Raw genomic sequence first — 23034 nt, 5'->3', positions numbered from 1 at the left:
GTCGATCGGTCCCCGTGCCTGCGGGCGCCCGGACCCGGCTCGGCTCCCGAAGACCGCGGCACAGGGGAGCACGGTTCTCCGAGCGGTCCCTCGGGGCGCGGCTGCCGATGAGTCCCGGAGCGCCGCCCAGTCTCACCACCATGAGCGAACAACTACTCAAGCTCGACGGGACCGAGTTGTGCGTGGAGCGATTCGGGTCTCCGACCGCTCCGACGGTGCTGCTGATCGCCGGGGGAGCACAGTCGATGGTCTGGTGGGAGGACGCCTTCTGTGCGCGGATCGCCGAGGCGGGTCGCCGTGTCGTGCCCTATGACCACCGTGACACCGGCCGATCGACGAGTTCGCCGCCTGGACGGCCGTCGTACACCTCCCACGATCTGGCAACCGACCCGCTGAGGATCCTGGACGCCTTGGGAGGCGGCCGTGCACATCTGGTGGGCTTGTCGATGGGCGGCGGAATCGCGCAGCGCATCGCCCTCGAACACCCCGAGCGGGTGAGTACCTTGTGCCTGATCTCGACCAGCCCCGCGGTCCCGGCCGAGCACGACCGCGGGTTGCCGCCGCCGGCGCCGCGGGTGATGGCGGCGTTCACCGACCCGGACCCCGAACCCGACTGGACCGACCGGGACGCAGCGGTGGCCTATCGGACCGAGGTCGAACGACCGTTCGCGGGAGACATCGGGTTCGACGAGCCCCGTCAGCGGCGGCTCGCCGCCCTGGAGGTGGATCGGACCCGGAGCATGGCTGCCTCGATGACCAATCACTTCGTCCTGGAGGACGACTCCCCCACCGGGGCCCGGCTCGACCGGATCACCGCACCCACCCTGGTCATGCATGGCACCACCGACCCGATGTTCCCGATGGCACACGGCCGGGCACTTGCCGAGGAGATCACCGGCGCGCGGTTCGTCCCCCTGCCCGGCGTCGGGCACCAACAACCGCCCCCGGAACAGTGGGACGTGGTCGTCTCGGCGATAGTCGGACACACCGAGCAAAGCTGATCCGGGCGGGGCGGACGCCGGCCGGGCGGTACGAACGCAGCAGGTTGCCCGAGAACACCACCGCCGGGTCGGTGCCTACCGCTCCCAGCCGAGGGGCTTCGGATGCCGGGCCTGCGTCAACGGGTGGGGCGGCGGAGCCGGTACCACTTCGGTGATGTGCGGTTCATCGGCCAGCCCAGGCCGTCGGTGGCCGCATCCTCGACCTCGAGTAGCTCCCATTCCGGGAATGCGGCTTCGACCTCCGCCTGAGAGACGCCCTCCACCAGCCGCCGGTACCGCGACGGTCCGAAGGCGAGCATCAGCAGGGTGGCTTCCCGCGCGGCGAGCGCAGTCACGCCTCGCCCCTCCGCGGCCTGCTGGTCCTTGCCGAGCCCTTGGAAGCAGCCGATGTCGATGAAGAGGTCGAACGTGCCCAGGTTCGCCGACGCGAGGTCGGTCGCGTCGGAGACGACGTAGGTCGCCTCCGCCGGCTCCTTGCTCCGGGCGGCCTCGATCGCCTCCGGGACGATGTCGACGCCCACCGCCTCCCACCCGCGTCGGGCCAGCTCGGGGGTGAACTGCCCGCGGCCGCAACCGATGTCCAACGCCCGCCCGGTACCGGCCGAACGCGTTTCCGCCTCGCGGTCGAGCAGGGCGCCGAGCTGCGCCCCTGCCACGGCGCCGTAGCGCTCCCACGGCGTGATGCCGAGGCGGTACATCCACGCGTACTTCGTCATCGCTCCACGGTAAGCGGGCCTCTCCCAGAGCTCCCGTCGCCCCCGTTTCCCGGGGCGGACGCCGCGAACGCGGGTACCGCGGCGCCCGCCGCGCCGGGCGGGGGCTCAGCATCGGCGGTGCCGTGTGAACCCGGGCGGTCAGTAGCGGTACGAGGTGTAGTCGAGGTACCCCTCGTCCCCGCCCTGGTAGTAGGTCGCCGGGTCGGCCTCGTCCAAGGGGAGGTCCGCGCGGAGCCGCTCCACCAGGTCCGGGTTGGCCAGGTACGCCCGGCCGAAGGAGATCAGGTCGGCACCGAGGTCGAGCCAGTGGTCCGCCAGCTTGCGGTCGGCGACAACGGGCCCCATCGGGAAGGACGGGTTGACGATCAACCGGCCCGGCCAGGCGCCGCGCAGATCCACCAGTGTCTGTTCGTCGGTGGTGGCCTCCACGTGGATGTAGGCGAGCCCCAGAGGTGCGAGCGCGGCGAGGAGAGCGCCGTAGAGCTCGGCGACCTCGTCTTCGACCGCGTCCCAGATTCCGGCGCCGGGCGAGAGCCGCAGGCCCACCCGCTGCGGGCCGATCGCCTCGGCGGTGGCGGTGACGGCTTCGACGGCGAAGCGGATCCGGCCCGCGATCGAGCCGCCGTAGTGGTCGGTGCGGACGTTGGCGTTGCTGGAGAGGAACTGCCCGATCAGGTAACCGTTCGCGCCGTGCAGTTCCACACCGTCGAAACCGGCGGTTACGGCCCGCTCGGCCGCGGCGGCGTAGGAGAGGGCCTCGTGTCCGGCCTCCTCGGTGGTGAGCGCGCGCGGGACCGGTGCCGGCTGGGGTCCGCTCGGTGTGAAGACGCCTGCATCCCGGGCGGCCACCGCCGACGGCCCCACCGGCTGGAGGCCTGTGGTGTCCGGGTGGCTGATCCGTCCGCCGTGCATGATCTGGGCGAAGATCCGTCCCCCGTTGGTGTGGACGGCGTCGGTGACCTGCCGCCACGATGCGGTCTGCTCGTCGGTGTGGATCCCGGGTGTCAGCGGGTTCGACTGGCCCACCAGGCTCGGTTGGACGCCCTCGGTCACGATCAGCCCGGCGGAGGCGCGCTGGGCGTAGTAGGCCGCCATGGAGGCGGTGGCCAGTCCTTCGGCGTTGGAGCGGACCCGCGTCATCGGCGCCATGACGACGCGGTTGGGCAGGCGGAGGTCGCCGAGTGCCACGCTGTCGAAAAGAGTGTTCATGCCTGTACGGTAGGAGTTGACATTGACGTCAGAGGCAAGTGTTGTGCCGAGGATCACGGAGGCCTGGGATGCGAATCGGCGAGCTGGCCGAAAGGGCGGGGGTCAGCGCTCGTTCGCTGCGCTACTACGAAGAGCAGGGGCTGCTCACCAGCACGCGCAGCGCCAGCGGGCAGCGGCACTACGGTGATTCCGACGTGGACCGGGTCCTGCTCCTGCGCCGGCTCTTCAACGCCGGCCTGTCCAGCCGCACGATCGCCGAACTGCTGCCCTGCGTCGACGATCCGAGCACGCAGAACAGCGACCAGGCGTGGAGACGCCTGACGGAGGAGCGCGAGCGCCTCGACGCCCACATCGCCGAACTGCTGCGCACCCGCGACTCCCTCGACGAGGCGATCGCCACGAACCGCCGGCACCGGGCTTCTCTCTCCCCCGCATGAACCCTCGCTGGCCGGGGCAGCCGAGGCACCGGTGAGACGCACGGTCCGCGCCCTGTGCCCGGCCGTCCCCGCCGCCCGCGATCCGGGCATCAGGAAGGCCCGTCGTCCTCCCCTGCTGTGGTGGCGGGGAGGACGACGGGCCGGGGCGCTGGAACAGCTCGGGGCATCAGCCCATCGGGAGCAGGGTGGCGCCGATGAGGGCGACCAGCAGGGCGAACACCGACGCCAGGAACTGCGCCAGGGTGTAGGTCTTGAGCCCGCCGGAGACCGAGAAGCCCGGGAGCTTGGCCGTGACCCAGAAGCCGCTGTCGTTGATGTGGCCCAGGCTCAGTGCGCCCGCCAGGCACGCCATGGCCACCCACACGGGGTGCACGCCGATCGTGGGTCCCAGCGAACTCATGATCGTCAGTGTGGTGATCGAGGCGACGGTGCCCGAGCCGACGGCCAGCCGGAACGCCATACCCACGAAGTAGCAGGCGAGCAGGGCGACGAAGAAGTTGCCACCGAACTCCGTCACCGACTCGGCGATCAGGTCGCCGATGCCCGCTTCCTGGATGATCGCGCCGAAGGCGCCGCCGGCACCGGTGATGAGCAGCACGATGCCCGCGCTCTGCACCGCTGTGGCGGCCGAGGCGTCCTTTTCGTGCTTGCTCATGTTGAGCGAGGCCATGGCGTAGGCCACGAGCACGCCGAGGAGCAGCGCGACGGTCTTGTCGGTGATGAAGGTCAGCCAGCCGGGCATGTCGCCGGCCACCGCGCTCCACACCGTGCCCAGCAGGATGAGCAGGATGGGTGTGAACAGGGGCAGCAGGGAGAGCAGGAAGCCGGGTTCGCGCCGTTCCGTGTCGGCGCTCTGCTCGACGAAGGCGGGCGCCCCCTCCTCGTCCCACTCCGGTTTCCAGATCCGCGGCAGGATCGCCGAGTAGGCCGCCACGGCCAGGAGCACCGCGATCAGCGCGCCGATCCCGCCGACGAGGAGCATGATGCCCACGTCGAAGCCCATGATCTCACCGGCAGCCAGCGGGTTCGGGGTCGGCGGCACCAGGGTGTGCGCCGTCCCGGCACCCAGCGCCACCGACCCCACGGCCAGCGGCATGGGTTTGCCGGCCTCCCGGGCGATGGCCACGGCCAGCGGGACCAGGATCACGAAGGTCACGTCGTAGAAGACCGGGATCGAGAGCACGAACGCCGCGCCGGCCAGCCCGTACATGGAGAAGCGCGCCGAGGTCGCGTTCACGAGGGTGCGGGCGATCACGCGGGCGCCGCCGGAGTCCGAAAGCAGCTGGCCGAGGATGATGCCGAAGCCCACGGACAGCCCGATACCGGCCATGAGGTCGCCGAAGCCGCCGGCTGCCGCGCCGGCGAGGTCGGGCAGGGCGATCCGGGTGAGCAGCCCCAGCAGGAGCGTACCGATCACCAGCGAGATCGCCGGATGCAGCCGCGCCTTGATGATCAGCAGGACGATCACCAGGATGCTGATGAGAAGCCAGAGGAGATCGATCATGCGCGCGACCACCGCTCCGGCGGGATTGATGCGTCGGCCACTGTCATTTCCTTTCTTCCGGCCCGGAAGCGGACAGCGCGGCCGCTCGACCGCCGCGGGTCCGATCGGGTGAGGGGGGATGGGGGCCCCGGTCGTGCCGGGGCCCCGGCGTACGGGGACGCCGTATGTGGGCGCCGCACGTGGGCGCCGCACGTGAGCGACTTGCGTGGGCGCCGCATGCGGGCGCGGCATTGCGCCGTACGCGGATGCCGTACGGGGACGTCAGGGGCGTGCGGCCACCAGGCGCTGGCGCTGGGCCGCCCCGAGGCCGTCGATTCCGATCTCCATGACGTCGTCGGCGCGCAGGTAGGGGAACCGCTTCGAGAGCGCGACGCCCTGCGGTGTGCCGGTGTTGATCAGGTCGCCGGGCTCCAGCACCACGTAGTGGGACAGGTGGCGGACGATCTCGGCGACGGTGAAGATCATGTCGGCCGTCGTGGAGTCCTGCCGGGGCTCGCCGTTGACGCGCGACCACACGCGCAGATCCTGCGGGTCGACCCGGTCGGCGGTGACCAGCTCGGGCCCGACCGGGTTGAAGGTCTCGGCGCACTTGCCCTTGGACCACTGGCCGCCGGAGTGTTCGCTCTGGTACTCGCGCTCGGAAACGTCGTTGCTGGTGACGTAGCCGGCGATGTGAGCCGAGGCCTCCTCGGCGGAGGACAGGTAGCGCGCCCTGCGCCCGATGACGACCCCGAGCTCGACCTCCCAGTCCACGGTCTCGGCGCCGGGCGGGATCGCCACGTCGTCGTAGGGCCCCACGACGGTGTTGGGGTGCTTGAAGAAGAGGATCGGCACGTCGGGAGGCGGGCTGTTCGACTCCGCGGCGTGGGCCGCGTAGTTCTGGCCGATACACAGGACGGCCATGGGCCGGGCGATCGGGGCTCCGATACGCATGCCCTCGGCGCCGGCCAGCGGCTCCAGCCTGCCGCCCTCGACGGCCTCGCGGGCCCGGCCGAGGCCGTCTGCGAGGAACGCGCCGTCGACGTCGCCGGTCACCGGACGCAGGTCGAGCCTGCGCCCGTCGCCGTCGACAGCGACGGGGATCTCCTGACCGGGTTCTCCGAGTCTCATGAATCGCACGATCGAATCTCCTAGTGGGTGAAAGGGCGGGTCCGCTCGACCTCGGGGTTGAGCTCGACACCGAATCCCGGGGTGTCGGGCACGCGCAGCCGGCCGTTCTCGGGGACCGGTTCGCCGAGGAGCAGCGGAGAGAACATCGGCACGACCTGCTCTGCGGTCTCGTGCATCATCAGGAACTCCGCGAACGGGCTGTTCGTCCGCGTCACGACGAAGTGGTAGGAGTACACCGACGACCCGTGCGGCACGACCATCGCCCCGTGCGCGTCGGCCAGCGCGGAGATCTTCACCAGTTCGGTGATGCCTCCGCACCAGCCCACGTCGGGCTGGACGACGTCGACGCCGGTCTCCAGCAGCTGCCGGAAGCCCCAGCGTGTCGCCTCGTGCTCGCCCGTCGTGACGAGCATCCCCGGCGGCGCCTGACGCTTGAGCTGCGCGTATCCCCAGTAGTCGTCGGGGATGAGCGCTTCCTCGATCCACTTCAGGCCGTAGTCGGCGGCCTTGTGCGCCAGCCGGGTGGCGTACTCGACGTCCAGCGACATCCAGCAGTCCCACATCAGCCAGAAGTCGTCGCCGACCCGCTCGCGCATGTCGGCCAGCTCGGCGAGGTTGCGGCGCAGCCCTTCCTCGCCCTCGGCGGGACCGTGGTGCAGCGGCATCTTGCCGCCGATGAACCCCAGCTCCTTGGCGACGTCGGGGCGGCTGCCGGTGGCGTAGAACCGCAGCTCGTCGCGGACCGGGCCGCCCAGCAGGGCGTAGACGGGCTCGCCGCGAAGCCGGCCCAGCAGGTCGTAGAGCGCGAGGTCGACGCCGCTGATCGCGTTGAGCACCACGCCGCGCCTGCCGTAGAAGAGCGTGGAGCGGTACATCTGGTCCCAGATGCGCTCGATGTCGGTGACCGGGCGGCCTTCCAGGAAGCGGCACAGGTGCTTCTCGACGATCCAGGCCCCGATCTCGCCGGCCGTGGTCACGGCGAAGCCCACGGTGCCGTCGTCGGCCTCGATCTCGACGACCAGCGTCCCCAGGACGTTGATGCCGAAGCTCTGCCGCGACTGCCGGTACTCGGGATAGACCGACATCGGCGTGGCGATGTGGTCGTCGATCCAGTGGTATCCGGGCTGATCGTGGTAGTCGGCACCCTTGCCGCGCACGGTGTACGCGCGAACCTGCGCGATGGTCCGATCCATCGTCACTGCTCCTCGTCCAGTCTGATCAGGACCTTGCCGGGGGTGCCGTCGCCGGCGGCGAGCGCGGAGAACTCCTGGGGGCCCTGCGCGAGCGGCACCTGGCGGGAGATGAGCGCGCGGGCCTGGGGAGGGGCGGTGCCGATCCAGGCGGCGGCGTCGGCGAAGTCCCGGGCGGAGTAGGTGAAGGAGCCCACGAGCGAGCGCTCCTGCGTACTGATGAGGAAGGCGTCCAGCGTGAGGGTGGGCGCGCCCATCCCCACCAGGCACACCGTGCCGCCGATCCGCGTGGCGCGCAGCGCCGAACGGAGCGTCGCCTCGATCCCCACGGCGTCGATCGCCCTGTCGGCCGGGCCTCCCAGCGCTCGGGCGACGAGCTCCTCGGCGTCCTCGGCTCCGGCGTCGACGGCGGTGACCCCGAGCTCCTCCACCAGCGCGCGGCGCGAGGGGACGACCTCGGTGACGGCGATGCGGCTCACGCCGATCATCTGCAGCGCGAGTACCGTCGACTGGCCGATGGGCCCGCCTCCCAGGACCACGACCGCGTCGTCCGGCTGCACTCCGGCGTTGCGCACGCCGTGGACGGCCACGGCCAGCGGTTCGACGAGCGCTCCCAGCTCGATCGGCATCTCCGGCGGCAGCGGCACGACGTTGCGGGCGGGCACGACGATGCGCTGGGCGAAGGACGCGACGATGTCGGGGGTCACGCCGACGACCCGCTTGTTCGGGGACAGCTGCTCGCGTCCGGCGTAGGCCTCGACGTCCTCCTCGGCCACCACCACGGGGTTGAAGGTGACGGTGTCTCCGACGCTGAGGCCGTCGACGCCCGCACCGAGGCCGGCGACGGTGCCCGCGGACTCGTGCCCCATGACCTGGCCGGGCACCCGGCGACCGTTCTCGCCGGTGAATCCGTGCAGGTCCGAGCCGCAGACGCCCGTCGCGACGATGCGGACGAGGACCTCGCCGGGGCCGGGCTCCGGGGCCTGGAGGTCGACGATCTCCATCCGTCCGAAGTCGGCGAGCTGGAGCGCCTTCATCGGGCTCCCCCCGGGCGGCCCACTTTCCCGGTCGGTGCCGTACACGGGCCCCTCATGTGCATCCCCCTCGATTCGACCCTGGTTCACATTCGTGAAACACAGTTCCCGGTCATGAAGCTGCGGGAGTATGGCACCTTGTCTCAGATCACACAAGGGAGCCCGGGGTCAGGGCGACAGCGCCCCCGATAGCCCCATTGCGCTGCGAATACGGTTCGCGCCCTCGCGTAGCACCGGATACATCGAATGCGGCCACCGGTCGTCGGTCCGCGATGTCGGCATCGTGACGCTCATGGCCGCGCACACACCGGTCTCGTCCTCCGCGGCCACGGGAACCGCGACGCAGCGGCAGCCCTCGATGAACTCCTCGTCGTCCACGGCGTAGCCGAGGTCGCGGCTGCGGCCGATGACGCGCATGAGCTCGTCGACGTCGGTGACCGTGTTCGGCGTCAGCCGCGGCAGCGCCACCGACTCGAGCCGCCGCCGGGCCTCGCCCGGGTCGAGCGTGCTCAGCAGCGCCTTGCCGATCCCGGTGGCGTGCGCGTGCAGACGCATGCCGACCGTGGAGGCCATGCGCATGGGTTTGGGCGAGAGCCGGATCGCGATGTAGACGTTCTCGATGCCTTCGAGGCGGGCGAGCTGCACCGTCTCGCCGACCCGGGCGACGGTGTCGTCCATGACGTCCTGCGAGGTCTCCAGCAGGATCTGGTGGCCCTGGTAGGAGTGGCCGACCTGCCACGCGCGCAGCCCGAGCCGGTAGCGGCGCGTCTGCGTCGAGTGCTCCAGCCATCCCGACTCCACGAGCGTGGCCAGCAGGCCGTGCGCGCTCGACTTGGGCAGCCCGTAGTCGACGACGTCCTGGAAGGTCACGCTGCCGTGCTCGGCGACGAAGTCGACGATCTCCAGCGCCCTGCCGGCGGATTTGACCTTCTTGGGCGTCTGCTCTGCCGCTGTCACCATCGACCCCCTTTCGCCCGAGTCTGCCGTGCGCACACCTTATGGCCGCTCAGAGGCGGTCGGATCCGGCCTCAGGCCCGACCTCCACAGCGCCTTCACCCCTGGCGTCGGGCGCGCAGCACGGTGTCGTGCGTGTGATGCGTGCCCGCGGGCGTGGGCGCGCTCCGCGGGCGGGTTTCGTCGACCTGGACGGTCCAGTGGCGATCGAGCAGTTCGGCGATGTCGGCGGGCTGGTGGAAGTCGCCGGGATCGAAGTCCCCGTCGCGGCGTGTAGGAAGGTCGGCGAGGTCGTGGCTGCCGACGAGGAGGGTGCCGCCGGGCGCGACGGCGTCCAGCAGACCGTGCACTGCGCTTGCGTCGGGTCGGCGCGGGAGCGGGAAGTACTGGACGGACACCAGGTCGAACGCAGCGGGTGGCGGCGGCATGGCGGCGAGATCGGCACGTGTCCACGCCACGCGGTCGGCGACGTCGGTGCCCGCAGCGGCGGCACGCTGCAGCGCGGTCCAGGAGATGTCGGCCGCGGTGACCAGCCATCCGCGTCGGGCCAGCCAGAGAGCGTCGGCGCCCTCACCGCATCCGACGTCCAACGCTCGCCCGGGCCGCAGGTCGGCGGCCTCGGCGACGAGCACCCCGTTGGGGGCTCCGCTGAAGACGCGGTCGCGGCTGCGGTACCGGTCTTCCCAATACTGTGCGTCCATTCTCTCCACCCTTCGCGGGGACCCGAGGCGGCCCTTCGGGTCGCGGGACAGGCCGCCGACCCGGCCATCGGACCGAGGCCGGCGCCGGTGATCGGCAAGCCGGCGCGACGGCCGACGGAGCGTCCGCTGTGGACGGTGAGCCCGCAGGGGCTTGCCTTAGGACTCAGGATGCGAGTTCATGTCGACATGAAGTCAAACGCTGCAGACTGGTCGATCGGGCAGCTCGCCGCCCGTTTCGGGCTGGGCACCCACGTGCTCCGCCACTGGGAGGACGCCGGGCTGCTGATCCCGGTGCGCGACAGTGCCGGACGGCGCCGGTTCGGAGAATCCGACGTGACCCGTGTAGCGGTCATCGTCCGCAGCAAGGCCGCCGGCATGAGCCTGGAGCGGATCCGCGCCCTCCTCGACGGTGAGACCGCCGATCGCCACGAGGTGCTCACCGCGCACATCCGGGATCTGGACCGCCGGATGGCCGAGATGACCCGTTCCCGAGACATGACGCTGCACGCCTTGCGGTGCCGTGCCCACGACGTCGCGACCTGTCCCAACTTCGCCGCGGGCGTCGCCGACATAATCGAGGGCACTGCCGCGCCGCCGCAGGGCCCTACCGGCGGCGACGCCCAGGACGCATAGGGGGCGCCGAACCGAGTCCGTGCGAGGCGAGCGGAGGCGGGATCACCATTTCGCGGAGCAACGCCACCGTCCGCGACCCCGCCCAGGGTTCGCCGGTGGCCGCGGCAGCCGGCAGGTGCCCCTCCCTCGGCGGAGTTCGCTCAGGCTTGCTGCCCGGACGGGACCATGGTGTCTTCGACGGCCTCCATCTCGGACATCAACCGCTGCGCCTCCAGCAGCAGCCCGCCGCGGATGCGGTCGCTGAACGCGCCGCCTTCCGAATCCGACTGCACCAGCACATCCAGCAACTCCCGCGCGCGGGAGTTCTCCCGCTCCAGTCCCACGCGCGCCCGGTCCAGCCGGTCCGGATCGATCTCCGCCAACTCCTCCAAGCTCCTGCACAACTGCGCCAGGAACTCCCCGTAACGGCGCAGCAGCGCCGGCTCCACCTCGTCGCTGCCCCGGCCGAGGCTGCGCAGAATGCTCATGATCGAGCGGGTGCACTCCCCCGCGGCGGCGAGGCGGTCGGCCAACTCGAAGTAGCTCTCCAGCGACGGCCGCGTACGCATCAGCAAGCGACGCGGGTTCCACCGCAGGCTCCGCCGCCCCTCGTCGAGGGCCTCCTCCACCCGCCTGCCCATCGACTCCAGGTTGCGCGCCCGCCGCCACCAGTCCCCGGTCTCACTCGGGTCGGGCAGGCGCTCCTGCAGAACACCCGCGACGTCTCCGACCAGGTCGGCCGAGGAACGGGCGAGGTTGATGACGCCGTACTCGCCGCGGCGGTAACGCAGCGGCGGAAACACGAGGACGTTGACCGCCAACCCGATCGCGCATCCGATCAGCACCAGCCCCACCAGCTCACCGAGCATGCTCGCCCGGTCGGCGAGGCCGTCGTCGGAGATGAACACCGAGTAGGCGAAGAACGCCGCCGTGGTCACCAACTGCCCTTGAGTGCCCAGCCTCTGCCACCGTCCGATGATCAGGGCGACCACCGCCACGACCGCGAACGTCCACAGGTGCGGTTCGAACACGAAGCCCAGGACACCTTGCAGGCACACGCCCAGCACCGCCGCCACGACGAACCGCATCGACTGCAGGAACGACTCCCGCACCGTGACGTGGATCATCACCACGGCCGCGAAGGGGGCGAAGGCCGGCGAACCCGCCTCCAGCAGCGTATTGGACACGGCCCAGGCCGCCGTGGCGGCCAAGGCGGACTTGGCGACGGTCATCACGACGGTGCGCTCCGGACCGGCGTAGCTCCACGCACGCCGCGTGCCGGCGGCCAGCAGGGCCCTGGTCGTGAGCGGAGAGGTGTCGCTGTCAGCCGGGGAGACGGTTCGAGACATGGCACGCACCTCGGGTCGATTCGGCAACCTGGCAACGCACCCACGGCTACCCGGCTCGGCCGGAGCCACGCGCCCGCATGGCGCCCGATGCCGACGCAGCGCGCTCACCCTCGATCCCCCGTGCGGGGGAGTGATCCCGCACGCGCGGGGGAGGTCGGGCGGCTCCTCCGCCTGGAACCGTGAAGACCATGGACACCACGGCATCCTTCCCAGCGCCGAGTCGCTCCGATGACGGCCGCGCCCGGCTTCGGCGGCTCGCCGTCGCCACCGTCGCGTGGGCGTCGGCCTACGGCGGACTCCAGGCCTACTGGCGGATCGTCGGCCTGCCCGGGAAGATGTCGCCGGTCGACGACGACCTGACGGTCTTCTCCGGATGGCCGGCGGTGGCGCTGTGCGCCGCGGCCGTGCTGCTCGCCCTGGGCTTGAGCCGGCCGGGTGCGGGTCGGGTTCCCGGCATACCGCTTCTGCTGGGCGCGGTCGGGATCTCCGGCACCCTGGTGGTCGCCGCCACGCCGCTCCTCCTGGACGTGGTGGGTGCGCTGCTGCCCGGTCTGGGGATCGGCTTCTACCCGCTGGGGGCCCTGAGCAGGCTGGGCTGCCTCGGAGTGGCCGCCCTGCTCACCATGCTCGCGCTGCGCTACCGCCGGATGCCCGGACTGGGGTGTCCCGGCTGCGGCCGCACCGCCCCCACCGCCCATCTGCGTGCGGCCACGCCCCGCTGGGCCTACGCCGCGGCCTACCTCGCGGTCCTCGGCTGGCTGCTGCGGGTGCTCGCCCAGGTGGCGGTCGGCATGGACGCCGTTCCCTTCGCCGGCGGCGCGTCCCTGCTGCTGTTCGAGGTCGGGTTCGTGCTGGCCGGGGTGCTGCTGCCGCTCGCTCTGGTGCACGGATGGGGGCGGGTGTGGCCGCGATGGGTCCTCGGGCTCGCCGGGGGCCGTGTCCCGCGGTGGCTTGTGCTGGGACCGGCGATGGGCGTATCCGGCGGGCTGCTGGCCTACTTCGGTTCCACTCTGGTCACCATGGTCTACGAGCGCCTCAACGGGCGCCGGGCGTTCGCGTCCGAGCAAGGGCTCGACCTGCCGGAGGCGTTCTTCTGGGTGGCGATCCCCGCCTACGTTCTGTGGGGGCTGGGCCTGGCCGTGGCCGCCTATTCCCATTACCACCGCACGCGCGCCGCGTGCCCCGCGTGCCACGCCTGACCCCGGGCCGGCGGGGGTGGTGGGGGCGGGGCGCACGGGCACGGGCAGCCGACCCCGCACCGGCAGGTCCGGACCGCACCGGGACACGCGCGGACCGGGTTCACCCATGCGGGAGCGGACGGGGTTTTCGCAGGTCGCAACCCGTGGCCGTCACCTCTGGGACACCAGCGACGTGACGAGCGTGTCCGCGGCGTCGGCGACGACGTCGAGTGCGAAGTCCAACGGGCGGCGCGCTGCGGCGCCGGCGTTGGTGACGGCCAGCACCCGGCGGGTGGGCGTGGGATCGCCCCGCAGCGGGATGCGGACCACAGGATGGTGGTCGGACCAGCGGGCCAGGCGCGAGACCAGGCAGACGCCGAATCCCCGGGCGACCATCGCCGTTCCCGTCTCCCACTCGTTGGCGTAGTGGGCGACCTCGGGGGTGAACCCGGCGCTGGCGCAGGCGGTCATGACCAGTTGGTGGTAGGTGGTGCCGGGCCTGGCGACGATCCAGGGTTCGGCGGCGGTTTCGGACAGGGAAACACCGCTTCGACCGGACAGCGGGTGGTCCAGAGGTACCAGCAGGTCGAGCGGGTCGTCGATGAGGTGGCGCTGCTCGAAACGCGGATCGGACGTCGGCGGAGTCGTGGTGGTCACCACCACCAGCGCCAGGTCGGCCTCGTTGGACAGGACCAGGTCGTAGCATTCGGCGGGCTCGGCTTCGATGGCGCGGGTACGCAGCCGCGGGTACCGCTCTTCGAGGGCCGCGATGGTCGGGGGCAGCAGCGCGGCGGCCGCCGTGGAGAACCCGCACAGGCCCAGCGTTCCGGTGACTTCCTCCACGTGCGCGTCGAGTTCGGCGCGGGCCTGCTCCCATTGGGCGAAGAGGACGTCGGCGTGGGTCAGCAGGGTCCGCGCGGCCGATGTCAGCCGGACCTCGCGCCCATGGTGGCTGAGCAGCGGCACCCCCAACTCGCGGGACAGCTGCTTGATCTGCTGGGACACCGTCGAGGGTGTGTAGTTCAGCGCCTGGGCCGCCGCGGTGACCGTTCCGTGGTGGCTGATCATGCGCAGCATTCGGAGCCGGTGGTCGATCATGTGGCCTCACCGAACGATTTACTTCAACAACGTTTGCTTTTCAAGCATAGTGCGTGGCCTCCATGCTGGGACCATGCACGACACAGGACACCGACGCGGCAGCGCCGCCAGGGCTCGGGGCCCGGCCTGGCAGATGTGGGTGGCGGGCGCAGCCCTCGCGGTCCTGTCGGCCGCGGCCAACATGGCCAGCCCGCTGTACCCCGCCTACCAGCAGTCGCTGGGCATGTCCGACCTGACGATGACGGCGCTGTACGCCACGTTCGCCGCCGCGGCGGTACCTTCGCTGCTGCTGTTCGGAGCGGCCGCCGACGCCGTGGGGCGCAAGCCGGTGCTGATCGCAGGTCTGGCCTGCGCCTTCGCGGGAACCGCCCTCTTCGCCGCGAGCGGCGGCATCGCGGGCCTGTTCCTGGGGCGCCTCCTGCTGGGAGTCGCCTTGGGAATGGGCACCGGCGCCGGGATCGCGGTGATGGTGGAGTCCGCGCCGGCGCAGCGCCCCACGCGCGGATCGACGCTGACGACACTGGCCTTCGTAGGCGGAAGCGGGGGCGGGCCGCTGATGGCGGGACTTCTCGCCCAGCGTCTGCCGGCCCCGGCCACGACCCCCTTCGTCGCGATGCTGGGCCTGGTGGCCGCGGTGGGCCTGCTGGTACTCACACTGCACGGGCCGACCCTTCCCGCGGGACGGCGGTGGCGACCCACGCGTCCCGCGGTCCCACCGACCGTGCGGAGGACGTTCGCCATCGCCGGCGTCACCGGCTTCCTGGGATGGGCGGTGGTCGGCATCTTCCTGGCACTGCTGCCAACGGTGGCCGAAGCCGTCACCGCCGCACCGAGTCCCGCGGCCTCCGGCGCGGTGGTGGGCGCTCTGCTGCTGTGCTCGGCCCTGAGCCAGCCGGCGGCTTCGCGGCTGGAGCCGCGCGCGGCGCAGTCCATCGGCCTGACCGCGTTGGCGATCGGGATGACGTTGCTGGTCGGCTCCTACCTGCCGTTGTTCTCAGGCGGTTGGGCCCTGGGGGTGATGGCGGTGGCGGCCGTCGTGTGCGGCTGCGGTCACGGCATCAGCTACTGGGGCGCGGCCCGCGAGGTCGACGTTCTCGTGGGACGACGCCACCGCGCGGGTGTGACGGCGGCCCTGTACCTCTCGTTCTACGCGGGCGCGGGCATTCCCGCTGTGGGGGTCGGGTTGCTGTCCCTGGCGATGCCGCTGATGACCGCGATACAGGCGGTCAGCATGGTGATCGTGCTGTGCACCGTCGCGTTCCTGCCGGTCCCCGGTCTCGTCCAGACGCCGGTCCTCAACAGGAGCGAAGGCCGAGGGAGGAAAGGAGCGGTGGCGCCCGCCGAGGTCGACGCCGTGAGCACGGGTGCGTGAGAAGCAGGTGCACGAGTGCAGCGGGTTCGGCGACGCGGGCCCGTTTCCGGACCGCCGACGCGCCGGGGCCGGGTATCGGCGGCCTTCAGTGGCGGGCGGCCGACGGAGGGGCCTCCTTCCCCAACGGGACGCGGCCTCTTACTCTCGTTCGTGCGTGGCGCGTCGCCGCTGCCCGGGGGCGCCGCCGGGAGGGACGGACACCGTGAAGCTGAAGCTGGACCTGCACGACATCTACAACCGCGGCCGGGACATCGAGCGTGCGCTGCACGACATCATCGACGAGGCCGAACGCACCAAGGCCAAGACCGTCGAGATCATCCCCGGCAAGGGGTCCGGCCAGCTGAAGAAGCGGGTGCTGCGCTTCCTCGACCGGAAGGACGTCAAGAGCCGCTACCACCGGATCGACAAGGATTCCACGAACTTCGGCCGCCTGTGGGTCCACTTTCGCCATTGATACTCATCTGAGGGTCGCCAACTTGGCCAACTTGGCCAACTTGGCGCATAATGGATGGCATGAGCGTTGAGCGTGTCGAGCTGTCCGTAGCCCAAGCCCGCGACCACTTCTCCGAACGTGTCAACAGAGCCGCTTATGGAGACGAGGTCACCTATGTGACGCGCGGGCGTAAGCACGAGCGGGTCGCCGCGATCGTGCCGATCGAGCTGGTCGAGGCCTACGAGGAGATAATCGATCTCGCGGACGGGCGAATCGCTCACCAGAGGCTGGAGGAGATCCGGTCCGGTGACGCCGAAGTCGTGTCCGCTGAGGATGTGGCCAGGGAACTCGGCCTGTGACGGACGAGGGATCGCTTGCCTTCGAGGTCGTGTTCGACAGTCGGGCTCGCAAAGAACTCAGCAACCTGGATAAACCCGTCGCTCGCCGCGTGTACTCGGCCGCGATGGCGTTGGTGGAGGAGCCGCGTCCCGATGGGTGCCGTCAGCTCAGCGGCTATCCGGGGCTGTGGCGCATCCGTGTGGGCGACCACCGGGTCGTCTACTCGATCGACGATGGTCGGCTGCTCGTGGTGGCGCTGCGTGTGGCCCATCGCCGCGAGGTCTACCGCAAGCTCTGAGACCCGACCTTCATACGTACATCGCGGTAAGTGTCTCGGCAGGGTCTTCGTCGACTTCAGTGGAAGTGAGGAGCGCCGTTTCCCCGGCGGCCCTCCGTTGAGAGGCGTCCCCGGCACCGCAAGCGTGCTCGGCGAGAAGTGCACGGTCTTCTACCGGGACGACGGCCAGGGCCGACCGCCCGTACGGCGGCCCCCAGCCGACTGCCGCAACCGCCGGTGGCGCTGCGTGCTACGGTCCGAGAAGGCAGTTCGGCCTGGAACATGCCGGTTCGACCCGCCCGGCCGAGGCCGGACGCACCGGGCCCCGGCCGATCCGGGCACGCGCCGGCGACGCGCGGCACCGGGATGTGCACGCGATTCGCCACGGGAGTCACTGTGACCGGAGCCGCACCCCAGAGCTCGCCGGACCACGGGAGCGATCCGGAGACGTCGGCTGTGCGAATCGGTCTGCGCCCCATCGCCAGCCCCGTCCCGGTGGGTTTCGTCGCCCTGGCCGTGGCCACTCTGATGCTCAGCGCGCTGCAGCTGGGCTGGCTGCCCGACAGCGAGCGCGATCACGTGTCCATGGTGCTGATCACGTTCGCGTTCCCGTTGCAGATGCTCGGCTGCATATTCGGCTTCCTGGGCCGGGACGTCGTGGTCGGCACCGCGATGGGGATCCTGGGCGGCACGTGGCTGGCGACCGCGGTCGTGTCCCTGAACTCCCCGCCGGGCGTGGCGACCACCCCCACGCTGGGTGTACTGATGCTGGCCGTGTCGGTCGGCCTCCTCGTGGCCGCGGTAGGCGCGGCGAAGGGCAAGCTGCTGGCTGCGGCAGTGCTGCTGACCGCATCGGCACGTTTCGCACTGACCGGCGGCTACGAGCTGGCCGGCACGCCGCTGTGGGCGACGATCTCCGGCCTCGCCGGGGTGCTGTTGTGCGTACTTGCGTTCTACGGCGCGTTGGCCCTGCTCATCGAGGACATCAGCAAGCGCACGATCTTGCCCGTGTTGCGCCGGGGTGACGGCCGTGCCTCGATGCGGGGCAATCTCGGTGACCAGACGTCGACGATCGAACGCGAGGCGGGCGTGCGCGAGCAGCTGTGAGTCGGGGGCGGCCGCCGCCCGCGCCGGAACCGCCGAACGCACACCTCGTTCCATGCGCAGCTCACCGCCCACCCCAGCGTCGCGCGGGTACGGCGCGGCTGCGGCGGGCGGTTCCCGGTGCGAGGACCGGTGGGGCTACCGTGCGGGGTCGCGGTTGTAGAGCCTCTTGGCCCAGATGTAGGCGGCCAGCGCGATGACGGCGCACCAGGCGACGGCGAGCACCGCGCTGTCGCCGATCTCGGTGCCCATCAGCAACCCGCGCAGCGTCTCGCTGATGGGGGTGAAGGGCTGGTACTCGGCGACCCACCGCAGCCCCGTCGGCAGCGTGTCGGTAGGCACGAAGCCGCTGCTGAGGAACGGCAGGAACATCAGGGGCATGGGCGTGTTGCTGGCGGTCTCGACGCTGTCGGCGACCAGACCCAGCGCGACCGTGAGCCAGGTCAGCGCGAAGGCGACCAGGACGAGCAGGCCGGCGGCCGCGGTCCATTCGACGGGGCCGGCGGTCGGCCGGAATCCGAGGAGCAGCGCCACCCCGGTCACGATCGCGAGGGCGAACAGCGTCTGGACGAGTGCCCCGACGACATGGCCGGTCAGCACGGAGACGCGGGCGATGTCCATGGTGCGGAACCGGGCGATGATGCCCTGGGTCATGTCCGTGGCCACGGAGATCGCCGTACCTTGGGCGACCATCGCCACGGTGAGCAGCATGATCCCGGGGGCGATGTAGTCGAGGTACTGGGCGCGGGCGTCGGAGGCGCCGGCGGCTCCGGAGCCCATGGCACCGCCGAAGACGTAGACGAACACCAGTAGCAGGACGATCGGCATGCCGGCGAGCATGATCGTCATGGAGGGGTAGCGCAGCTGGTGCCGCAGCTGGCGGCCCACCATCGTGGCCGAGTCGCCGGTGGCGCGGGTGAGTGTGTTCATCGTGAGGCTGCCTTCCGCTGGTCGTCTTCGGTGGTGGGGTGGCCGGTGAGGGAGAGGAAGACGTCGTCGAGGTCGGGGGTGTGCACCGAAAGCTCCTCGACCTCGATCGACTCGGCGTCGACGCGGTCGATGAGGGCCCGCAGCGAGTCGAGGCCGCCGTCGCTGGGGACCTGGAGCGCCAGTGCGGTGTCGTCGCGCGACCCGCCGAGCGTGCGGGCCGCGGACTCCAAGTCGCCGGCCTCGGCGAAGGTCAGGCGGATGTGGCCGCCGGGGATGCGGCGCTTGAGTTCGTCCGCGGTTCCCTGGGCCACGATGCTGCCGTGGTCGAGAACCGCGATCCGGTCGGCGAGCCGGTCGGCCTCTTCCAGGTACTGCGTGGTGAGGACGACGGTGACGCCGTCGGCCACCAGCTCGCGGGTGATGTCCCACATGCCGCGGCGGCTGCGCGGGTCCAGTCCGGTGGTCGGCTCGTCGAGGAAGATGAGGCGGGGGTCGCCGACCAAGGTCATGGCGAGGTCGAGCCGGCGGTGCATGCCCCCGGAGTAGGTGGAGGCCGGCTTCTTGGCCGCGTCGACCAGGTCGAAGCGCTCCAGCAGCTCGGCGGCGCGCTGCCGGGCGCGGCGGCGGCCCAGGTGGTGCAGGCTGCCCATCAGCATCAGGTTCTCCTCGCCGGTGAGCAGGCCGTCCACCGCCGCGTACTGGCCGGTGACGCCGATGGCGGCGCGCACCGCGTCGGGTTCGGCGTCCAAGTCGTGGCCGAGGATGCGCACGTGGCCGCTGTCGGCGCTGATCAGGGTGGAAAGGATCTTCACGATGGTGGTCTTGCCGGCGCCGTTGGGGCCCAGCAGCGAGAAGACCGTCCCCGCCGGCACCTCCAGGTCGATGCCCTCAAGTACGGCGTGGTCGCCGAAGGACTTGTGCAGGCCCGTGGCCGTGATGGCGGTTTGGGACGCGTGCGGTGCCATTTCTGCCTCGTTTCTCCTTCGCCGCGAGCGGCGGTGGTGTGGTGCTACGGGTGTTCGGACCGGGCCGTGCGCAGCCGCGCGGCGGCGGAGGGCCTGCGGTTCAGGCGCGGCGGACCACGACGTCGCCGTAGTTGGTGCGGGCACGGACCTCGACGGTCTCGCCGGCATCGCCCGGGTCCTCGGCCGCTTCCAGGGAGCTGCTGACGCTGCCGTGCTTGGAGCCCACGTCCAGCCAGGCGGCGGTGCCCTCGGCGATGCCGACTTCCAGTTCCCGGTAGGAGGTCTCCAGGTCCACGCGGCCGCGGACCACCTCGCGGATCCGGACGCCGCCGTGGGCGGTTTTGGCTTCGACGGAGTCCAGGGCACGGTCGACGACGATGTCGCCGTGCGCGGTTTTCATCCGCAGTCGGCCGGTCACCGTGCCGAGGGTGATGGAGCCGTGGGTGGTCTTGACCGCGGCGGTGCCGTCGATCTCCCGGGCGCGGATCAGCCCGTGTGTCGACGTCAATTCGGCGTGTCCCGCCACCCGGTCCAGCACGAGGTTGCCGAGGGAGGCGGTGACCCGGGAGTCGCCGAGGAGGCCGTCACATCGGATGTTGGCGTTGTCGGCCTCGACCTGGAGCTGCGAGCCCGCCGGCAGCTCGATGGTCACGTCGGCCACGCCTTTTCGCAGCAGTCGGCCCAGGCCGGTGTTGTTGGGATCCTTCACCACCAGCCGCCCGCCGCCGTATTCGATCTGGATCTGCTCTGCCAGGCGCACGTCGGCGTCCTTGGCGGCATCGCGCGGATGGACTTCGACCGTCGTATCGGCGCGGTCGCCGGCGTCGATCTGGATGGTGCCGATGAACAGGTCGATCTCGGCGGTGATCGGTTCGGGGGTATCGAAATTCGGCATAGATGTCTCCCGGTCATGGCGCTGCTGGGCGTCTCCGCTGGTGGGAGACGTGGTGGAGGTGGTGTGGGGCGGGGGTGCGGCTAGCGGACCCAGCCGGTGTAGTTGCGCCCGACCTGGCGGCTCGCGCTCCGGCCGACCCGGCGTGTCCCGGAGTCGAGCGCGGCGGCCACGGCGCGCACCAGCCAGGCGTTGACCGACAGTCCTTCGCGGCGGGCCGTCTCCTCGGCCCGCAGCTTGAGGTTCTCGGGCATGCGCAAGGTGATCCGAGAGGTGCCCCCCTCGTCGGCGTCGGACGAACCCGCCGCCCCCCGGGCTTCCCCAGTGACGTCATCGTGACGGCCATGCGACGCCTCGGCGCCGCCGCCGGTGCCGTCTTCGGACGATACGTCGGTCGGAGGTGGTGTCACGATGAAGTCGGGCTGCCCCCCGCGCAGCCGGACCTCGACCGAGCCCGGGGCCAGGTCGCGGGTGATCTCGTCCGTGGCGGCGGACAGCGCGTCCAGCAGAGCCAGCCGTGCGGCCGGCTCCAATGCCGTGGTCAGGCGTTCGGCGACCGCCCGGGCGTCCTCGTCGCCGGCTTCGGCGGCGACCACGAGCTGGCGGCGGAGGGTGTCGATATACGGCAGCAGATCCATGACTTCACTATGACGTCATAGTGATGTCAAGTCAAGCGCCATCTGACTCGGTTTGACGCCACGCCTGCCGCTCCGCCCAGTGCGCGCCGACGGAGGCCCTCGACTTCCGACACCACCCGCCGTCGACTCGGCTCGCGACCCGAGCAGGTGCGGGCGCCGGCACAGGGCGTCGTCGCCGCCGTTGGCCCGGTGCGGCCGCACCGAATCACAGCCGGAGCGCACTCGGCGACGTTAAAATCTTCCAGCACCCGCAGTCGCCGTCCTGCACCGTCCCGCCCGCCGGCGCACCGGTCTATCCCCCCATGGAGCATCCGGCATGCCCGAACCCGCGCCCCTGACCGACGACGACCCGGCCGAGATCGGCGGTTACCGGCTCCTCGGCCGCCTCGGCAAGGGCGGCCAAGGAACCGTCTACCTCGCCCGATCCGCCCAGGGCGGGCCCTACGTCGCCGTCAAGCGCCTCAGCGCCGAAGCGCTGGAGGACCCCCGCGTCCGCCGGCGGTTCATCCGCGAAGCCGACGCCGCCCGCCAAGTCGCCTCCTTCTGCACCGCCGCCGTACTCGCCGTCGACTTCGACGCCCAGACCCCCTACATCGTCAGCGAATACGTCGAAGGCCGATCCCTGTCCCAGCTCCTGCGCCAGGACGGCCCCATGGGCGGCGGCGACCTCGGCCGCCTGGCCGTGGCCACCGCCACCGCCCTCGTCGCCATCCACGAGGCCGGCATCGTCCACCGCGACTTCAAGCCGGGCAACGTCCTGCTCGGCGACGGCGGCGCCCGAGTCATCGACTTCGGCATCGCCCAGATGACCGAAGGCACCGGCACCCTGACCGACTCCAGCATCGGCACCCCGTCGTTCATGGCGCCCGAGCAGATCGCCCACGGCAACGTCACACCCGCTTCCGACGTCTTCGCCTGGGGCTCGGTTATGGTCTGCGCCGCCACGGGCGCCTCCCCCTTCGACGGCGGAACGGTCCCCAACGTGCTGCACAACGTCCTGTACGCCCAACCCGACCTGCGAGCGCTGCCCGAAACACTGCGCCCGCTGATCGCCGCGGCGCTGGCCAAAAACCCCGCAGCACGCCCCACCGCGGTCGACGTGCTGATGGCTCTGCTGGGCCGCCAGGGGCGCCCCTCCGACGCCGCCGGCCTCAGCCAAGCCATGCGCGAGGCGCACACGGCCGTATCGCACGGCGGCGGCTCGGCCACCGTCGCGGGCGGACCGCACACACCCACCACGGCACCCGCAACAGACGCCGTCGGCCCACCCAGGCAAGGCAAACGCCGATCCCGCTGGCTACTGGGCGCCGGCGCCGTGGTGGCCGCCGTCGCGCTTGTGGGCACGGGTGTGCTGCTCGGCAACGCCCTGGGGCCGAACGGCGCCGAGGGCGGCGAAGAAGGCACGGGCGGCAACAGTGGCGGAGAAGCAGCGAGCGCCGACGCCGACGGAGGCGACGCAGCGGGAAACGACGCCGGGGGAGATGATGCGAGCGGAAGCAGCGAAGGGGGCGGCGTCGCCTCCGACGACCAGCGGTTCTCGGAAGAAGAGGCCGGGACGTGGGAAGGCGTCACCGACGCCGGCACCCGCTTCGAAGCCCACATCGAGGCCGGGAAGCCGGCCGCCGACCTCGAATCCCTCGACGACGAGGCGTGCTCGACCACGATCAGGCTGCTCGGCAAGAACGACGACGGCGACGCCTACCGGGCGCACATCGCGTTCACCGGCATGGACGAGGGCGCCTCGTCCCTCAGCTGCGTGAGCGGGGAGGAGTGGGACTGGAGCGACGAGGTTGACCTGACCATCACCGGAGCGGGCATGACCATCGACTTCTTCGATGAGTACGCATGGGGTGAGAAGGTCCCCGGCGCCAAATCGACACTCGCGCTCACCCGAACGGACTGACCGCCTCAGTGCCTGCTGGGTATGCGGGGCATTGCACGGACTGGCCGCCTCGGCGCTCCCGGCGGTGCGTTCCCCACACGGCCGACCG

24 protein-coding genes are annotated in these 23034 nt (G+C 71.1%); 10 read left to right on the top strand and 14 right to left on the bottom strand.

What is annotated here, in order from left to right; genetic code table 11:
- The first annotated feature begins 140 nt into the window (after positions 1-140).
- Positions 141-1001, top strand: coding sequence for an alpha/beta fold hydrolase (locus LP52_RS05285; RefSeq protein WP_040271249.1), 861 nt, complete (start codon positions 141-143; stop codon positions 999-1001).
- Positions 1002-1117: 116 nt separating this feature from the next.
- Here the strand turns inward: LP52_RS05285 and LP52_RS05280 are convergent, their stop codons facing one another.
- Together LP52_RS05280 and LP52_RS05275 are read right to left on the bottom strand one after the other, a co-directional pair.
- A complete protein-coding gene (locus tag LP52_RS05280) occupies positions 1118-1717 on the bottom strand; it encodes a class I SAM-dependent methyltransferase (protein ID WP_238580741.1) in 600 nt (199 codons plus the stop codon).
- Between the two features lie 138 nt (positions 1718-1855).
- Positions 1856-2926, bottom strand: a complete 1071-nt coding sequence (locus LP52_RS05275) for an alkene reductase (protein ID WP_040271247.1) — start codon at positions 2924-2926, stop codon at positions 1856-1858.
- Positions 2927-2994: 68 nt separating this feature from the next.
- Between LP52_RS05275 and LP52_RS05270 the strand changes: the two genes are divergently transcribed.
- Positions 2995-3363, top strand: a complete 369-nt coding sequence (locus tag LP52_RS05270) for a MerR family transcriptional regulator (protein ID WP_040271246.1) — start codon at positions 2995-2997, stop codon at positions 3361-3363.
- Positions 3364-3529: 166 nt separating this feature from the next.
- Here LP52_RS05270 and LP52_RS05265 read toward each other — a convergent pair whose 3' ends face one another.
- From LP52_RS05265 to LP52_RS05240, 6 genes are all read right to left on the bottom strand, one after another.
- Entirely contained in the window at positions 3530-4867 is a 1338-nt protein-coding gene (locus LP52_RS05265; protein ID WP_040271475.1) for a GntP family permease, read from the bottom strand.
- 261 nt (positions 4868-5128) lie between these two features.
- Positions 5129-5977, bottom strand: a complete 849-nt coding sequence (locus tag LP52_RS05260) for a fumarylacetoacetate hydrolase family protein (protein ID WP_084722912.1) — start codon at positions 5975-5977, stop codon at positions 5129-5131.
- A 20-nt stretch (positions 5978-5997) separates the two neighbouring features.
- Positions 5998-7170, bottom strand: a complete 1173-nt coding sequence (gene rhmD, locus LP52_RS05255; RefSeq protein ID WP_157036212.1) for an L-rhamnonate dehydratase — start codon at positions 7168-7170, stop codon at positions 5998-6000.
- A 2-nt stretch (positions 7171-7172) separates the two neighbouring features.
- The gene (locus tag LP52_RS05250; protein ID WP_040271238.1) at positions 7173-8204 is read right to left on the bottom strand and encodes a zinc-dependent alcohol dehydrogenase; all 1032 of its coding nucleotides are present in this window, start codon (positions 8202-8204) and stop codon (positions 7173-7175) included.
- A 165-nt stretch (positions 8205-8369) separates the two neighbouring features.
- Entirely contained in the window at positions 8370-9161 is a 792-nt protein-coding gene (locus tag LP52_RS05245; protein ID WP_040271235.1) for an IclR family transcriptional regulator, read from the bottom strand.
- 92 nt (positions 9162-9253) lie between these two features.
- A complete protein-coding gene (locus LP52_RS05240; protein WP_040271233.1) occupies positions 9254-9856 on the bottom strand; it encodes a class I SAM-dependent methyltransferase in 603 nt (200 codons plus the stop codon).
- Positions 9857-10042: 186 nt separating this feature from the next.
- Between LP52_RS05240 and LP52_RS05235 the strand changes: the two genes are divergently transcribed.
- Positions 10043-10489 (top strand): MerR family transcriptional regulator, encoded by a 447-nt coding sequence (locus LP52_RS05235; protein ID WP_052809458.1) that lies wholly within the window; start codon positions 10043-10045, stop codon positions 10487-10489.
- A 140-nt stretch (positions 10490-10629) separates the two neighbouring features.
- Here LP52_RS05235 and LP52_RS05230 read toward each other — a convergent pair whose 3' ends face one another.
- Entirely contained in the window at positions 10630-11817 is a 1188-nt protein-coding gene (locus LP52_RS05230; protein ID WP_052809457.1) for an FUSC family protein, read from the bottom strand.
- A gap of 188 nt (positions 11818-12005) precedes the next feature.
- Between LP52_RS05230 and LP52_RS05225 the strand changes: the two genes are divergently transcribed.
- Positions 12006-13016, top strand: a complete 1011-nt coding sequence (locus LP52_RS05225; RefSeq protein WP_052809456.1) for a hypothetical protein — start codon at positions 12006-12008, stop codon at positions 13014-13016.
- 150 nt (positions 13017-13166) lie between these two features.
- Here the strand turns inward: LP52_RS05225 and LP52_RS05220 are convergent, their stop codons facing one another.
- Positions 13167-14093, bottom strand: a complete 927-nt coding sequence (locus LP52_RS05220; RefSeq protein WP_052809455.1) for a LysR substrate-binding domain-containing protein — start codon at positions 14091-14093, stop codon at positions 13167-13169.
- Positions 14094-14166: 73 nt separating this feature from the next.
- Between LP52_RS05220 and LP52_RS05215 the strand changes: the two genes are divergently transcribed.
- From LP52_RS05215 to LP52_RS05195, 5 genes are all read left to right on the top strand, one after another.
- Entirely contained in the window at positions 14167-15465 is a 1299-nt protein-coding gene (locus LP52_RS05215) for an MFS transporter (RefSeq protein WP_084722909.1), read from the top strand.
- 202 nt (positions 15466-15667) lie between these two features.
- Positions 15668-15919 carry a Smr/MutS family protein gene (locus tag LP52_RS05210; protein ID WP_040271231.1) on the top strand — a complete coding sequence of 84 codons (252 nt, stop codon included), beginning with the start codon at positions 15668-15670 and terminating at the stop codon, positions 15917-15919.
- A 59-nt stretch (positions 15920-15978) separates the two neighbouring features.
- Positions 15979-16257 (top strand): type II toxin-antitoxin system Phd/YefM family antitoxin, encoded by a 279-nt coding sequence (locus LP52_RS05205; RefSeq protein WP_040271229.1) that lies wholly within the window; start codon positions 15979-15981, stop codon positions 16255-16257.
- Positions 16254-16535 carry a type II toxin-antitoxin system RelE family toxin gene (locus tag LP52_RS05200; protein ID WP_040271228.1) on the top strand — a complete coding sequence of 94 codons (282 nt, stop codon included), beginning with the start codon at positions 16254-16256 and terminating at the stop codon, positions 16533-16535. Before LP52_RS05205 ends, LP52_RS05200 begins: the two co-directional genes overlap by 4 nt.
- Positions 16536-16970: 435 nt before the next feature.
- Positions 16971-17621: a GPR1/FUN34/YaaH family transporter gene (locus LP52_RS05195; RefSeq protein WP_169775345.1), complete on the top strand. Its 651-nt coding sequence runs from the start codon at positions 16971-16973 to the stop codon at positions 17619-17621.
- Between the two features lie 135 nt (positions 17622-17756).
- Here the strand turns inward: LP52_RS05195 and LP52_RS05190 are convergent, their stop codons facing one another.
- The 4 genes from LP52_RS05190 to LP52_RS05175 form a co-directional block, all read right to left on the bottom strand.
- Positions 17757-18548 carry an ABC transporter permease gene (locus LP52_RS05190; protein ID WP_040271226.1) on the bottom strand — a complete coding sequence of 264 codons (792 nt, stop codon included), beginning with the start codon at positions 18546-18548 and terminating at the stop codon, positions 17757-17759.
- Positions 18545-19513, bottom strand: coding sequence for a daunorubicin resistance protein DrrA family ABC transporter ATP-binding protein (locus LP52_RS05185; RefSeq protein WP_040271225.1), 969 nt, complete (start codon positions 19511-19513; stop codon positions 18545-18547). The genes LP52_RS05190 and LP52_RS05185 overlap by 4 nt, the downstream gene beginning before the upstream one ends.
- A gap of 100 nt (positions 19514-19613) precedes the next feature.
- Positions 19614-20408: a DUF4097 family beta strand repeat-containing protein gene (locus LP52_RS05180; RefSeq protein WP_040271221.1), complete on the bottom strand. Its 795-nt coding sequence runs from the start codon at positions 20406-20408 to the stop codon at positions 19614-19616.
- Positions 20409-20488: 80 nt separating this feature from the next.
- Positions 20489-21043 (bottom strand): histidine kinase, encoded by a 555-nt coding sequence (locus LP52_RS05175; RefSeq protein ID WP_193789954.1) that lies wholly within the window; start codon positions 21041-21043, stop codon positions 20489-20491.
- 262 nt (positions 21044-21305) lie between these two features.
- Here LP52_RS05175 and LP52_RS25615 point away from each other — a divergent pair, with 262 nt between their 5' ends.
- Positions 21306-22946: a serine/threonine-protein kinase gene (locus tag LP52_RS25615; protein ID WP_338011615.1), complete on the top strand. Its 1641-nt coding sequence runs from the start codon at positions 21306-21308 to the stop codon at positions 22944-22946.
- The last annotated feature ends 88 nt before the right edge of the window (positions 22947-23034 follow it).

Source organism: Streptomonospora alba, assembly GCF_000826685.1.
Lineage (GTDB): Bacteria > Actinomycetota > Actinomycetes > Streptosporangiales > Streptosporangiaceae > Streptomonospora > Streptomonospora alba.
The sequence above is the reverse complement of the archived record's forward strand: the minus strand, read 5'-3'. Positions and strand labels throughout refer to the sequence as shown.

Coding starts and splice junctions, on each gene's coding strand:
- LP52_RS05205 (WP_040271229.1), top strand. CDS start 15,979: ATGAGCGTTGAGCGTGTCGAGCTGTCCGTAGCCCAAGCCCGCGACCAC.
- LP52_RS05280 (WP_238580741.1), bottom strand. CDS start 1,717: ATGACGAAGTACGCGTGGATGTACCGCCTCGGCATCACGCCGTGGGAG.
- LP52_RS05250 (WP_040271238.1), bottom strand. CDS start 8,204: ATGAAGGCGCTCCAGCTCGCCGACTTCGGACGGATGGAGATCGTCGAC.
- rhmD (WP_157036212.1), bottom strand. CDS start 7,170: ATGGATCGGACCATCGCGCAGGTTCGCGCGTACACCGTGCGCGGCAAG.
- LP52_RS05260 (WP_084722912.1), bottom strand. CDS start 5,977: ATGAGACTCGGAGAACCCGGTCAGGAGATCCCCGTCGCTGTCGACGGC.
- LP52_RS05180 (WP_040271221.1), bottom strand. CDS start 20,408: ATGCCGAATTTCGATACCCCCGAACCGATCACCGCCGAGATCGACCTG.
- LP52_RS05225 (WP_052809456.1), top strand. CDS start 12,006: ATGGACACCACGGCATCCTTCCCAGCGCCGAGTCGCTCCGATGACGGC.
- LP52_RS05185 (WP_040271225.1), bottom strand. CDS start 19,513: ATGGCACCGCACGCGTCCCAAACCGCCATCACGGCCACGGGCCTGCAC.
- LP52_RS05275 (WP_040271247.1), bottom strand. CDS start 2,926: ATGAACACTCTTTTCGACAGCGTGGCACTCGGCGACCTCCGCCTGCCC.
- LP52_RS05190 (WP_040271226.1), bottom strand. CDS start 18,548: ATGAACACACTCACCCGCGCCACCGGCGACTCGGCCACGATGGTGGGC.
- LP52_RS05230 (WP_052809457.1), bottom strand. CDS start 11,817: ATGTCTCGAACCGTCTCCCCGGCTGACAGCGACACCTCTCCGCTCACG.
- LP52_RS05265 (WP_040271475.1), bottom strand. CDS start 4,867: ATGATCGATCTCCTCTGGCTTCTCATCAGCATCCTGGTGATCGTCCTG.
- LP52_RS05245 (WP_040271235.1), bottom strand. CDS start 9,161: ATGGTGACAGCGGCAGAGCAGACGCCCAAGAAGGTCAAATCCGCCGGC.
- LP52_RS05240 (WP_040271233.1), bottom strand. CDS start 9,856: ATGGACGCACAGTATTGGGAAGACCGGTACCGCAGCCGCGACCGCGTC.
- LP52_RS05235 (WP_052809458.1), top strand. CDS start 10,043: ATGAAGTCAAACGCTGCAGACTGGTCGATCGGGCAGCTCGCCGCCCGT.
- LP52_RS05175 (WP_193789954.1), bottom strand. CDS start 21,043: ATGGATCTGCTGCCGTATATCGACACCCTCCGCCGCCAGCTCGTGGTC.
- LP52_RS05215 (WP_084722909.1), top strand. CDS start 14,167: ATGCACGACACAGGACACCGACGCGGCAGCGCCGCCAGGGCTCGGGGC.
- LP52_RS05270 (WP_040271246.1), top strand. CDS start 2,995: ATGCGAATCGGCGAGCTGGCCGAAAGGGCGGGGGTCAGCGCTCGTTCG.
- LP52_RS05220 (WP_052809455.1), bottom strand. CDS start 14,093: ATGATCGACCACCGGCTCCGAATGCTGCGCATGATCAGCCACCACGGA.
- LP52_RS05285 (WP_040271249.1), top strand. CDS start 141: ATGAGCGAACAACTACTCAAGCTCGACGGGACCGAGTTGTGCGTGGAG.